Annotated in this window: 9 protein-coding genes; 3 read left to right on the top strand and 6 right to left on the bottom strand. The window is 59.4% G+C overall.

All coding sequences use genetic code 11. The annotated features are described in order from the left end of the window. Positions 1 to 96 precede the first annotated feature (96 nt). The gene (locus BXA01_RS24415) at positions 97 to 750 is read left to right on the top strand and encodes an HAD family hydrolase (protein WP_076566765.1); all 654 of its coding nucleotides are present in this window, start codon (positions 97 to 99) and stop codon (positions 748 to 750) included. Positions 751 to 861: 111 nt separating this feature from the next. Here the strand turns inward: BXA01_RS24415 and BXA01_RS24410 are convergent, their stop codons facing one another. Continuing rightward, a complete protein-coding gene (locus tag BXA01_RS24410; RefSeq protein ID WP_076566763.1) occupies positions 862 to 1,824 on the bottom strand; it encodes a zinc-binding dehydrogenase in 963 nt (320 codons plus the stop codon). A 138-nt stretch (positions 1,825 to 1,962) separates the two neighbouring features. Here BXA01_RS24410 and BXA01_RS24405 point away from each other — a divergent pair, with 138 nt between their 5' ends. Beyond that, positions 1,963 to 4,047 carry a carboxy terminal-processing peptidase gene (locus tag BXA01_RS24405; protein WP_164568687.1) on the top strand — a complete coding sequence of 695 codons (2,085 nt, stop codon included), beginning with the start codon at positions 1,963 to 1,965 and terminating at the stop codon, positions 4,045 to 4,047. Between the two features lie 119 nt (positions 4,048 to 4,166). Next, positions 4,167 to 5,957, top strand: coding sequence for a bifunctional diguanylate cyclase/phosphodiesterase (locus BXA01_RS24400; protein ID WP_076566759.1), 1,791 nt, complete (start codon positions 4,167 to 4,169; stop codon positions 5,955 to 5,957). A 123-nt stretch (positions 5,958 to 6,080) separates the two neighbouring features. Here the strand turns inward: BXA01_RS24400 and BXA01_RS24395 are convergent, their stop codons facing one another. The 5 genes from BXA01_RS24395 to BXA01_RS24375 all read right to left on the bottom strand — a co-directional run bounded on the left by BXA01_RS24395 (position 6,081) and on the right by BXA01_RS24375 (position 12,638). Then, positions 6,081 to 6,497, bottom strand: a complete 417-nt coding sequence (locus BXA01_RS24395; RefSeq protein WP_076566757.1) for a hypothetical protein — start codon at positions 6,495 to 6,497, stop codon at positions 6,081 to 6,083. Next, positions 6,497 to 11,281, bottom strand: a complete 4,785-nt coding sequence (locus BXA01_RS24390; protein ID WP_076566755.1) for an RHS repeat-associated core domain-containing protein — start codon at positions 11,279 to 11,281, stop codon at positions 6,497 to 6,499. The genes BXA01_RS24395 and BXA01_RS24390 overlap by 1 nt, the downstream gene beginning before the upstream one ends. A gap of 239 nt (positions 11,282 to 11,520) precedes the next feature. Next, positions 11,521 to 11,928 carry a sel1 repeat family protein gene (locus BXA01_RS24385; protein ID WP_076566754.1) on the bottom strand — a complete coding sequence of 136 codons (408 nt, stop codon included), beginning with the start codon at positions 11,926 to 11,928 and terminating at the stop codon, positions 11,521 to 11,523. Then, entirely contained in the window at positions 11,929 to 12,300 is a 372-nt protein-coding gene (locus BXA01_RS24380; RefSeq protein ID WP_003223109.1) for a hypothetical protein, read from the bottom strand. Continuing rightward, complete coding sequence (locus BXA01_RS24375; protein WP_076566752.1) at positions 12,297 to 12,638, bottom strand: helix-turn-helix domain-containing protein; 342 nt, start codon at positions 12,636 to 12,638, stop codon at positions 12,297 to 12,299. The genes BXA01_RS24380 and BXA01_RS24375 overlap by 4 nt, the downstream gene beginning before the upstream one ends. Positions 12,639 to 12,645: the final 7 nt, after the last annotated feature.

Genomic DNA, 12,645 nt, shown 5'->3' with positions numbered 1-12,645 from the left:
CGAGCTACAAGCTTCAAGTTGTAGACTGCGGCGTACTTGATTCCAATTCTTGCAGCTTGAAGCCTCATGGCTTGGAGCTGTTCTCGGAGAGAACCGATGGCTTTGGCAATTTTTGATCTGGACGAAACGTTGATCCACGGCGACTGTTCCTCGCTATGGAGTGAGCAGATGGCCCGCCTCGGCTGGGTCGATGGCGAGTCATTCATGCAGCGCGACAAGGAACTGATGGATGCCTACGGCCGCGGACATCTGGCGATGGAAGACTATATGGCCTTCAGTCTCGAACCGCTGATTGGCCGCACCCCTGCGGAAATCGAGCACTTGGTTGGCCCGTGGGTAGAGGATTTCATTGAACCGATCATCTTCAGCGACGCGACCAAAACCATCGCCGCCCACCGCAAGGCCGGCGACCGGATTCTGGTGATTTCGGCATCCGGTGCGCACCTGGTTCGCCCGATCGCCGATCGTCTGGGCATCGACGAGATATTGGCCATCGACCTCGAAGTCGCCCATGGCGTATACAGCGGTAAAACCGTCGGCACCCTGACTTACCGCGAAGGCAAGATCACCCGCTTGCTGGAATGGCTGGATGCCGAAGAAGAAAACCTCGAGGGCGCGAGTTTCTATTCCGATTCGCGCAATGACTTGCCGCTGCTGTTGAAAGTGGATTTTCCACACGTGGTCAATCCGGATCCGGTGCTGCTCGAGCACGCAGAAAAGGCCGGCTGGCCGATCCATCTCTGGAAATGACGAAGATTTAATGTAGGCGTGAGCCTGCTCGCGATGGCGGTGTTCCAGTCAACATTGATGTTGGCTGACACGCCGCCATCGCGACCAGCTCACTCCTACAGGAACCTGTTGTCAGCTAAGACTGTCGTCAATCACCAACACCAACTTGCCGGCCACCGTATTGCTCGCCAGTTCGGCAAACGCTGCTTCGGCATCCTTCACCGCAAACGCTTTGGCCAATTGCGGACGCAAGCGGCCCTCGGCAAACAACGGCCAGACATGCTGGCCCAGGTCACTGAGCAGATCCGCCTTGAATTGATCGCTACGGCTGCGCAACGTCGAGCCGAGCAGTTGCACACGCTTGGCCAACACCTGCGCCAGATCCAGTTTCGCCTCGCGCCCGCCCATCAAACCGATCAGCACCCAACGCCCGTCCAGCGCCATCAGCTTGAGGTTCAGCGCCGAATAATTGCCGCCCACCGGGTCGAGAATCACATCGAACGGCCCGAAGTCGCGCAGGCTCTCCAGATCATCGGTACGCACCACGCCGCCCTGCGCACCCAACGCTTCGCAGTAAGCCAGGCGTTCGGCGGAACCGACGCTGACCCAGCAAGGGTTACCGAAGGCCTTGCACAGCTGAATGGCTGCTGAACCGATTCCACTTGCGCCGGCGTGCAGGAGAATTTTCTCACCGGGTTTCAGCGCTGCAAGTTGAAACACATTCAGCCAGACGGTGGCGTACACCTCGGGCAATGCCGCCGCCTCGATCAGCGAAACACCTTCGGGCACGGGCAGCACATGCCGTCCGTCGACGACCACCTCTTCAGCCATGCCGCCCCCGGCCAATAAGGCGCAAACCCGGTCGCCAACTTGCCAGGACGAGCCCGCGCCGACCTCGCTGATCACCCCGGAGCACTCAAGACCAAGCACTTGGCTGGCCCCGGGTGGTGGCGGATAAAGCCCTGCTTTCTGTAATAAATCGGCGCGATTGAGGCCGGCTGCCGCCACCCGGATGCGGACTTGTCCTACATCGCACGTCGGCCTCGGCTCTTCAACCCATGCCACTTGACCTTCAACGCCTTGCAATGCCTTCACACTGCCTCCATAGTGAGTCTGGACTGAGCCCGAAGCTGTAGCGCCGGGCTTTTTGCATTATGCGACCGGCTCTCAAAGAACCGGCGACTTCAAAGACGGCCTAATATGCGTTATCAATTGTCCCCGCGTCGAATCAGCATGAAGCATCTGCTCCCCAGCACCGCCCTCGCTCTTTTCATCGGTATCGGTCTGTTGCCGGTGTCGGGCACCACATTCGCAGCCAACAGCTGGGACAAGTTGCAGCCTGATCGCGATGAAGTCATCGCCAGCCTGAACGTCGTCGAGTTGCTCAAGCGTCACCACTACAGCAAGCCGCCGCTCGACGATGCGCGCTCGGTGATCATCTACGACAGCTACATCAAGCTGCTCGACCCGTCGCGCAGCTATTTCATGGCCAGCGATATCGCCGAATTCGACAAGTGGAAGACGCAGTTCGACGACTTCCTCAAAAGCGGCGACCTCAACGCCGGGTTCACCATCTACAAGCGCTATCTGGACCGCGTCAAGGCGCGTCTGGACTTCGCCCTTGCCGAGCTGAACAAAGGCGTCGACAAGATGGACTTCAACACCAAGGAGACCTTGCTGATCGATCGCAAGGACGCGCCTTGGCTCAAGTCCACCGCAGAACTCGACGACCTCTGGCGCAAACGCGTCAAGGACGAAGTGCTGCGCCAGAAGATCGCCGGCAAAGACCCGAAGCAGATCCAGGAAACCCTGACCAAGCGCTACAAGAATCAGCTGGCGCGCCTCGACCAGACCCGCGCCGAAGACATCTTCCAGGCGTACATCAACACCTTCGCCATGTCCTACGACCCGCACACCAACTATCTGTCGCCGGATAACGCGGAAAACTTCGACATCAACATGAGCCTGTCCCTCGAGGGCATCGGCGCCGTGTTGCAGAGCGACAACGATCAAGTGAAGGTCGTGCGTCTGGTGCCGGCAGGCCCGGCGGACAAGACCAAGCAGGTCGCTCCCGCCGACAAGATCATCGGCGTTGCCCAGGGCAACAAGGAAATGGTCGACGTGGTCGGCTGGCGTCTGGACGAAGTGGTCAAACTGATTCGCGGTCCGAAAGGCACCGTGGTGCGCCTGGAAGTGATTCCGGCGAGCAATGCGCCGAACGATCAGACCACCAAGATCGTGCCGATCACCCGTGAAGCGGTGAAGCTCGAAGACCAGGCCGTGAAGAAGTCGATTCTCAGCCTGAAACAGGACGGCAAGGACTACAAACTTGGCGTGATCGAGATCCCGGCCTTCTACCTCGACTTCAAGGCATTCCGTGCCGGCGATCCGGACTACAAGAGCACCACTCGCGACGTCAAGAAGCTGCTGACCGAGCTGCAAAAGGAAAAAGTCGACGGCGTGGTCATCGACCTGCGCAACAACGGCGGCGGCTCCCTGCAGGAAGCCACCGAGCTGACCAGCCTGTTCATCGACAAAGGTCCGACCGTACTCGTGCGTAACGCCGACGGCCGTGTCGACGTCCTCGAAGATGAAAACCCGGGCGCGTTCTACAAAGGCCCGATGGCGCTGCTGGTCAACCGCCTGTCCGCCTCGGCCTCGGAGATCTTCGCCGGCGCCATGCAGGACTACCACCGTGCATTGATCATCGGCGGCCAGACTTTCGGCAAAGGCACTGTGCAGACCATTCAGCCGCTGAACCATGGCGAACTGAAACTGACCCTGGCCAAGTTTTATCGTGTCTCCGGGCAGAGCACCCAGCATCAGGGCGTGCTGCCGGACATCGACTACCCGTCGCTGATCGACACCAAGGAAATCGGTGAAAGCGCCCTGCCGGAAGCCATGCCGTGGGACACCATTCGCGCGGCGATCAAGCCGGCGGCCGATCCGTTCAAGCCGTTCCTCGCCCAGCTCAAGTCCGAGCATGACTCGCGCACCAACAAGGACGCCGAGTTCGTGTTCATCCGCGACAAGCTGGCCCTGGCGCAGAAACTGATGGAAGAAAAAACCGTCAGCCTCAACGAAGCCGATCGTCGTGCCCAGCATGCCGACATCGACGCCAAGCAGCTGGCGATGGAGAACATCCGTCGCAAGGCCAAAGGCGAAGAACCGCTCAAAGAGCTGAAGAAAGAAGACGAAGACGCACTGGCCGCTGCCGAGCCGGACAAGGTCAAACCGGAAGACGATGCCTACCTGAGCGAAACCGGGCGCGTACTGCTGGATTACCTGAAACTGAGCAATCAGGTGGCCAAGAAGTAAGTGATGGCAATTTAGTGCTGGCGATCCACGGATCGTCATCAAACAGTCATCATTCTGTCGTGCAATAAAGGACCGGGAGCAGGCGCTCCCGGTCCTTTATTTTATCGCCAGAGACTGCCATGACCACGACCGAACAGCTGAGCGCCTTGAGCTCGATCCTGACTCAAAGCGGTTTGCACAGTCTGTTCCAGCCGATCATCTGTCTCTCCGAACGCCGCATTCTCGGTTACGAAGCCCTCACCCGTGGGCCGTCCAACAGCCCTCTTCACTCGCCGATTGCCCTGTTCGCCGTTGCACGTCAGGCCGGTCGGTTGAGCGAACTGGAAATCGCCTGCCGGCAAAGCGCCTGCCGCCGCTTCAACGAACAGCAACTGCCGGGCAAGCTGTTCCTTAACGTGTCTCCAGAATCCTTGCTCGAAGCCGCGCACCAACCCGGGCGTACGTTGCAACTGCTGCAGGACTTGGGCATTGCGCCGAGCCAAGTGGTCATCGAGCTCACCGAGCAGACGCCAATCGATGACTTCCAGTTGCTGCAAACCGCCCTGCATCATTACCGGGCGATGGGTTTTTCCATTGCGCTGGACGACTTGGGCGCAGGGTATTCGAGCCTGCGCCTGTGGTCGGAATTGCGTCCGGATTACGTGAAGATCGACCGGCACTTCATCGATGGCATTCATCAGGATGCGTTGAAAAGAGAGTTTGTCGGTTCGATTCTGCAAATCGCCAAAGCCTCGCGCGCGCAAGTCATCGCCGAGGGCATCGAGCTACCGGAAGAACTCGCGGTGCTGACTGAAATGGGCGTCGACCTGGTGCAAGGCTACCTGCTCGGCCGCCCTCAGGAACATCCGTCCCGCGACGCTCGCGCGTTGATGCCCAAACACGACAGCAGCGCCGTCGCGCTGAATGACGAAGGCAGCGACCTCAGCGCCCTGCTCAACGAGCAGCCCGCCGTGCAACGCGATACGCCCACCGCGACGGTACTGGAAGCCTTTCGCCGCCAGGCCAACCTCAATTCGCTCGCAGTGCTCGACGAACAAGGCCAGCCCTGCGGCATCGTCCATCGCCACTCGCTGTCGGACGCACTGCTCAAACCGTTTGCCACCGATCTGTTCGCGCGCAAACCGATCAGCCGCCTGATGAACGATGATTTCCTCGCCGTGGAAATCAGCCAGTCGCTGCAGCAAGTCAGCCGCCTGATCACCAGCCGCGCCCGCCAGCGCATCGAAGAAGACTTCATCATCACCCTCAACGGCAGTTACCTCGGCCTCGGCCGGGTGATCGACGTGCTGAAACTGATCACCGAACTGAAAATCCAACAGGCACGCTACGCCAATCCCCTCACCCTGCTCCCAGGCAACGTACCGATCCAGCAGTGCCTCACCCGCCTGCTGCAACAGGCCCGCGAGTCGATCATCTGCTACGTCGACATCGACAGCTTCAAACCCTTCAACGACATCTACGGCTACGGCCGTGGCGACGAAGTCCTGCTCTGCCTCGCCCAATGCCTCAACGAGCGCATCGACCCCACCCGCGACTTCGTCGGCCACATCGGCGGCGACGACTTCCTCCTCGTCCTAGGCCCCGAAGACTGGCGCAAACGCCTCAACCAACTGCTCGACGACTTCCAAAACCAATGCCGCCGCTTCTATCGGCCTGAACACCTTGAGGCGGGATGTTTTATTGCGCCGAATCGCCAGGGTGTGCGGCAGGAGTTTGCGTTGTTGTCGTTATCGATCGGGGTGGTGCATTTGCGACCTGAGGCTTGTGCAGCGCTTGATGCCAGCCAGCTTGCGGAGATGGCTTCGCAGGCTAAGCATCATGCGAAGGATGTTGTGGGGTTTAGTGTTTATTTGATTGATAGCCTCATCGCGCCCGACCTCCATTTGCCGCATCTAATTGGACAACGCTGAATATCGACAAGATCCCTGTGGGAGCAGGGCTGCAACGAAGGCAAGCCGACGCAACTAATTGCTGGCTTTAATATCAGTTCAACTAGCAAAGAAAATAATGATCATTTTATTGAGATATCGTCCTCACCATGTAGATCTATCCTCACCAGCAGCCTTCTCAAGGTCTTCCCTCCAGACCTCTTTCGCCAAGCGATAAACTTCTTCAAAAAAGCTACGCGGACTATTTAACGAATACCACTCCCCCCTAGGCCAACTGGAAGTTTCGCACTCATCAATATCAAATAAGCTACTGAAATCGTAGCTTGAATCATCTAACGCTGACTCTAAGGCTTCAAATAGAACCAACTTATGCCTATACGAAAGATACGGCAGTTTCAGACAATACCTCCGTATAAGATTTTCCCTGTCAGTAGGTATATTCGGATTATATACGCCGAGTTCTAGACCTCGGGTCTCTTCTTGATCATAAACATCAAATACGCCAATAAACCAGCTAAATCTTGGATTGAAAGGCCTATCTAAATACGGATGTTTCAACATTATTTTTTCTCCGAAGGAAAGCCCGTAAATGGTTCTTGCGTATTTGTCTTATCAAACTTAACTTCAAACCAGTTCATGTCTTCATTCAAAACCGGATTTTGCGAATCCCGCCTATTCGGTTTGTACCCTCGCCCTGCTCCAGGCAATTCCAACCTAACTATCGGAGTATCATGCTGATCGTCACCCGTATGCATGATCGAGCCATTTTTATTCCTTGTCATCGCCTTGTTTAATGCCCCCAAATGCATTCGCCAGTTGTGAAATTGTGAACTTGGATTTCCTCTGGGAGGCCTCGGAACGACACCTGTGTGAGGATCAGCGCCGTTGATAGCTCGCTGTTTTAGTGCCCGATCGGGAATTTCCGAACTATGTTTTTTCACAGTGTGCATGTCATAAAGTTCTTCATACTCACTCACACGCCGTTTCGCATTCTCCTCAGCCACTTCATCAATCCTCGCCCGTCGTTCCTGCGCCGTCATCTTTGGCAGCGGGGGCGCTCCCTCTTCGACGACCACGCGACCAGCCTCGTACCGCATAGGACGTCGCGGCGCTGACGGTGGACAAATGCAACTCAACCCCAACGGATCCACCCACCCCGTCGGATTCGGCACGTACTGGTACTGATTCAACCCACCCGCCAGCTTCACCGGATCCGGCGTCAGATACCGCCCTAACCTAGGGTCGTAATACCGATGCCGGTTGTAATGCAATCCGCTTTCAACATCGAAGTACTGCCCCTGAAAACGCAGCGGTTGGTCGAGGTAGTCTTCGCCGGCCAAGGTGACGGCGGCGACTTTGCCGTAGGCGTCGTATTGAGCGGACCAGACGATTTCGCCGCTGTAGTCGGTGAGTTCCTGCGGGGTGCCGAGGTGGTCGAGTTGGTAGTAGAACGGGCAGGCCTTTTTCGGGCCTTTGCCGTCGAGCATCGCCAGTGGGCGGAAGGTGCCGGGTTCGTAGAGGAAGCTGCGGTATTGCGTAGCGCTGCTTTCGGCGACGAGGTGTTCGCCTTGCCAGAAGAATTCGGTGACGGCGCCGTCGACGGTTTTGCGGATACGGCGGCCGAAGGCGTCGTAGTGATAAGTGGCGGTCTGGCCGTCCGGGCGGGTCAGGCCGATCAGGCGGTGCTGGCAGTCGTAGCGGTATTCGGTGACCAGGGTCTGGCCGTGGCCACGGCGTTCGCGGATCAGGTTGCCGAAGGCGTCGTAGTCGTAATGACGGTCGCCCTGCATCAGCAGGCGATTGCCCTTGATCTGCGCAGGGCCGGGGCGGTCCTGCATCAGCAGGTTGCCGGCCGGGTCGTGGGCGAAGGATTCGGGCAGTTCGTCGCGTGAGTGACGTACGCGGATCAACCGGTCGAGGGCGTCGTAGCCATAAGTACGCTGGCCGTGGCGGCTGTCGGCAATGTGCTCGAGATTGCCGTTGGCGCTGTAGGCATAATCGCGGCGGTACAGCGAAGCGTGGCGATGACCTACAGCGTGGGCAAGCAAGCGGCCCTGATCGTCGTAGGAGTATTCGCTGAGCAGCAGACCTTGCTGGCGTTGCTGTTCACGACCGCAGTGATAGACGTGGCGCGTGAGCGGCGTGCCGTTGAGGTCGATGGCTGACAGCGCACCGCCCTTGGCGTAGTGATAATCGAGCTTGCTGTTGTCCGGCAGGCGCAGGCGTTTGAGCTGACCGCAGGCGTCATAGGCGTAGCGCAAGGTGCCCCAGCCCTGATGCTCGGTGATCAGCCGGTCCTGACGGTCATACTCGAAGGCCAGCGGATGGTTTTGCCCGTCATCAACGGCAACCAAGCGCCCGAGGCGATCATAGTCGTAGCGGACTTTGAGCCCATCGGGCAGGGTTTTGACCAGCAAACGCCCGGCCTTGTCGCGCTCATAGTGGGTGACCAGACTGGGGCCGAAATCACCAAACTCGGTCTTCTCCAGCAAATGACCATTGAGGTCGTAGACGTAAGCCGTGCGCCGCCCATCAAACCCGGTTTCCTGTCGGATCAATCCGGTCGGCGTGTAATCCAGTCGGTATTTTTCCCCTGACTCGTTTTCAATCTCGGTCAGCAGCAACCGCGCATGGTCGTAGCGATACTGCACGCGGGTGCCGTCGGGGTTGATCCGCCGCGAGACCAGATGCAAATCATCGTCATATTCATAGCGGGTGATGCGCCCCAGTTCATCGCGCTCAGCGGTGATCTGCCCGTAGGCGCCGTAGCTGTAGGCGCGCGTGCTGCCCGTAGGAGAAGTCGTCAGGATCAGTCGGCCGGCGGCGTCCCACTGCTGACGACTGACAACACCAAATTCGTCCTGGGTGGTAATCCGCCGTCCCAGCGCATCGTAGGAAAAGCGCCGCACGCCACCATCGGGCAGGGTTTCTTCGATGAGCTGGCCCAGCTCGTTCCACACCCAGCGGTGGCGGCTGCTGTCCGGATAACGCAGCGACAGCAATTGCCCGCGCAGGTTGTAGTAGTAATGGGTGACCTGGCCGTCGGGATCGACCGCTTCGGTAACGGCGCCTTCAGCGTTGCGCCGGTAGATCCACACCGCCTCACCACGGCAACGCTTGTAGAGAAAACCGTTGCGATACTCGTAGGACGTTGGTGCATCGTCCGGCGGAATCAGCGCGATCAGCCGTCCGACTTCGTCGTAGCGGTATTCGGTGACCGCGCCCAATGCATCCTGCTCGGCGATCAATCGCCCCTGCTGGTCATAAGCCTTGAGCTGCTCGCCACCATCGGCCGCGACCTGGCGCACCAGCCGCGCGCGCTCGTCGTGGACGTAGACTTCTTCGGTACCGTCGACGTAATGCACGGTCACGCTGGCGTCGTCATCGTTCCAGACGTAACGGGTGTTCATCTGCGAGAACGACGCCCAGTGCCTCACGCAGCGCGCCGCTTTGCCCTCGCGCTGCCACTCCCAAAAGAAGCTCGCGCCGCCAGTCAACTGGCGCTGGAGGATGACGTGGTGATCGTCGTAGTCGTAGCGTTCGCTGTCGCCGACCGCATTGGTCGCGACCAGCAGGCGTTGCCGGGCATCGAAGCTGTAGGTGGCGAGGGTTTGCTCGGTGGTCCACTCGCCCTGAACGAACACCTGATACTCGACCGCCACCAGTTGCGCGCGGTCATAACGCAACAGCAGCGCGCGCCCGGCGCCGTTGTCCAGACGCTGTATGCGGTCGGAGCGATCGCGTTGCAGGGTTAGACGATTGCCGTAGACATCGCTGATCGCCGTCAGTCGGCCGGCGCGAAAGTGATAGAAGCGCGCGTTTTCCCCGGCCAGGGCGAGGATCAGTTCTTCCGGTTCATCAGCGAGAAAGATCGCCGCCCGCGACAGGCTGTTGTGAATCGCCGGGCGCGCGACGTTGGGCAGGGGAAAGCGGGTGCGGCGGTTCTCATGATCGATCCAGATCACGCCATCGCCGTCGAAGGCCAGCCGATGCGCCAGCGTGTGGCTCCAGCCAAAACCCAGGCCGATGTCGATCTCGACCGCGCTGCTGCGGTACAAGCGGGTGAACTCGAAGGGCAGCACGCCGTCGAGCACCGCGTCGGTCAGGGTCAGCAGTTCTTCGCCGGTGACCATCGACACCGGGCAGCCGTTTTTGCAGGTATTGGGCACGCAATCCGCGGCGTCGCCGTTGGGGTTTTTCGCCTGGTCGGGGACGTCGTCGTGGGGCTCGTCTTTCTTCAACATGGCGTTGCGCTTGGCATCCCAGCGCAATTGCATCCGGCCCTTTTTCACCCCGGCGGCGATGCCCCGCGCGGCAACGGCTTTGTAGCGGTCGACGTATTCAATAAAGGCGTTGACGATGCTGAACAGCGCCTTGACCAGACGCTTGGCGACGTTGAACAGCTGCGTTGCGCGGTCAGCCAGGCGCAGCGTCAGATAAGCGATCCCCGCCCCCGCTCCGACAAACGTCAGCACCACGCTGATCAACACATCGATGATCAGTTGCACGATCATCATCGACGCCACTTCAGCAGACTTGCCGGCAACCTCGCTGGGCGGCAGCATGTCCAGCCACAGGCTCGCCGACCGTAGCAGCAAGCACATCGCCGCTTCGTCACTGACCAGCAACTGCAGTTTTTCCATGAGATCCGGCGCAGTCTGCGCCAGCTCGATCAGCTCAGCCGCGCCACTGCCCAAACGCTCGGCAAACTTGCCGGGGTCCTGGAGAATTTCCGAGAGCAGACCGAGGCTGTCCCATACCCCCTCGATGGCCGCCCAACTGCCGGCGAGCATGCCGTTGCTGGCTGCGGTCGCCACCGACTGTGACCACTGCGGCTTGAAACCTTGCCACTCGCTACGCAGCCAACGTTCCAGTTCGCCGGTCAAGCCGTCATAGGAATCGAACAGCTCGGCGACTTGATTGGAGGTGACCGCGCCATGAACATGCACGCGGTAGAACTTGCCCTCTTCGCCTCTGAATTCAGCCTTGCCCTGCTGATCAAGGGTGACCGGCGTGGTCTTGCCGCTATCCACGTCGACCACATCGACGGAAATGTTGCCCAGCGGGATGTCGTAGACCGATTCGAATTTGCTCTCGATTTGCATCAGCCCGCCCTGCGGGCACTGGACGACGCTGGAGGAAAAGCCGTCGTCGCTGCTGCTGACCGCCGTGCTGCGATCGCCGAAGCGGATGATCCGCTCCATACCCACCAGCGATGGCAGGTCTGTTGCCTCGCTGATCTGGTCCGCCCTGCGACTGAGCCAGTGATCAAGCTGTTTGCGGTAGAAGCTGAGCGTTTGCGGAAAGCTGTCGAGTTCCTGCTCGATGCGCGCGATGGCTTCCATCAACACACGCAGGCAGACAAGGTGAGCTGAAAAACGGGCTGAAGCATGAGCGGTCCCTCGCGCAAGAAATTAGTCGCGGGAACTGTGCGGGGGATCAGAAAGGAAAGAAGTCAGGCGAGTAGGCAAAGGATGTAGGACTAGTCTGCAATCCAACATCAATCGAAAAACGTGCAGGCAGAAACGTAAACGCGGCGTGAGGAAAACCTCACGCCGCGTTTACTTAGAAGACATACATGGAATTACTGCGTTGAATCACCGGCCATCAGCTGTTGCAGCTTAAGCTCGGCCAACGGGTGGCCGGCTTCGGCGGCCATGCTCCACCAACGAGCGGCCTCAGCGGGATCCGGCGCCTTGCTCGGGGTACCGGCGAGGCTGATCACGCCGACTTGATACGCCGCTTTACCATCACCAGCCAACGCCGCCAGACGCAGTAAGCGCACGCCTTCTTCACGCGCGCCCAACCCGACGCCGCGAAAAGTCAGAATGTGCCCATAAAAGCTTTGCGCACCGACATCGCCGAGGTTGGCCATTCGTGCAAACTGGCCTTCGAGCCAGCGCCAGCCACGCGGCTGGCGAACGAACCACGACCAATGAAACAGCCTGCGGGCCAGCCAGTAACCGGCCCGCGCCTTGAGGCGCAGAAACACTCAGGCCTCCGCCGATTCCGGGTATTCGTATTCGAAGACGCGCACCACTTCCGACGCATGCCAGGACGCCGCTGCAACGCCATCCGAAGGCCCGGAAAAGCGCCCCAGACGCTCGACACATTCAAAAAAACCGGTACGCGGCAAGCGACTGGCGCCCTGACTGATGACCAGCGAACTGCGCAACGGTTGCTCGGCTTTGGCATCCAGTGCCGCCAGATGCTCCAGCGCAGCCGTCAGTGTCTGCATCGCCGGCGTCGGTAGCTGCAAACGCTCAAGCAAGGCTCGATAGGTCAGAAGATGGCGCTGACGACGCGCCTGGTCCAGCTCCCCCAGCAATCCGTCCCAATGTTGACGGCTGATGCGTACGCTCACGATTCATCCCTCCAACCTGGCACCGTCAGTTCCCAGGCCAGGCTGCGGCGAATCGCGGCGTCGGGCTGACGCTCACCACTTTCGATCATGGCCAGATATGACGGGCTGATGCCTACCGTGCGGGCCAGCGCCTCGATGGCGATGCCCTTCCCTTCGCGCAAACTGCGTAATTGATCCAGACCCGGAAGAATCGGCTCCGGCGAGGTGGCGAGCGGCGCTGCTGGCTGCTGCGCCGGTGTTGCGTTGATCCCTGCTGCTTTCAGTAGAGCCTGATATTGAGCCCACGGCAGAACCGCGTATTCGGGTTCGCCATCGCGTGCAATTATCTGAATATCCATGACTACC

This window comes from Pseudomonas sp. B10 (genome assembly GCF_900156235.1).
GTDB lineage: Bacteria > Pseudomonadota > Gammaproteobacteria > Pseudomonadales > Pseudomonadaceae > Aquipseudomonas > Aquipseudomonas siliginis.
Note: the sequence above shows the minus strand (reverse complement) of the source record. Positions and strands in the feature narration are given on the sequence as shown.

Bases quoted from the DNA above. Each gene is read 5' to 3' on its own strand.
- BXA01_RS24415 (WP_076566765.1), top strand. From the start codon at position 97: ATGGCTTTGGCAATTTTTGATCTGGACGAAACGTTGATCCACGGCGAC.
- BXA01_RS24405 (WP_164568687.1), top strand. From the start codon at position 1,963: ATGAAGCATCTGCTCCCCAGCACCGCCCTCGCTCTTTTCATCGGTATC.
- BXA01_RS24400 (WP_076566759.1), top strand. From the start codon at position 4,167: ATGACCACGACCGAACAGCTGAGCGCCTTGAGCTCGATCCTGACTCAA.
- BXA01_RS24395 (WP_076566757.1), bottom strand. From the start codon at position 6,497: ATGTTGAAACATCCGTATTTAGATAGGCCTTTCAATCCAAGATTTAGC.
- BXA01_RS24390 (WP_076566755.1), bottom strand. From the start codon at position 11,281: ATGGAAGCCATCGCGCGCATCGAGCAGGAACTCGACAGCTTTCCGCAA.
- BXA01_RS24375 (WP_076566752.1), bottom strand. From the start codon at position 12,638: ATGGATATTCAGATAATTGCACGCGATGGCGAACCCGAATACGCGGTT.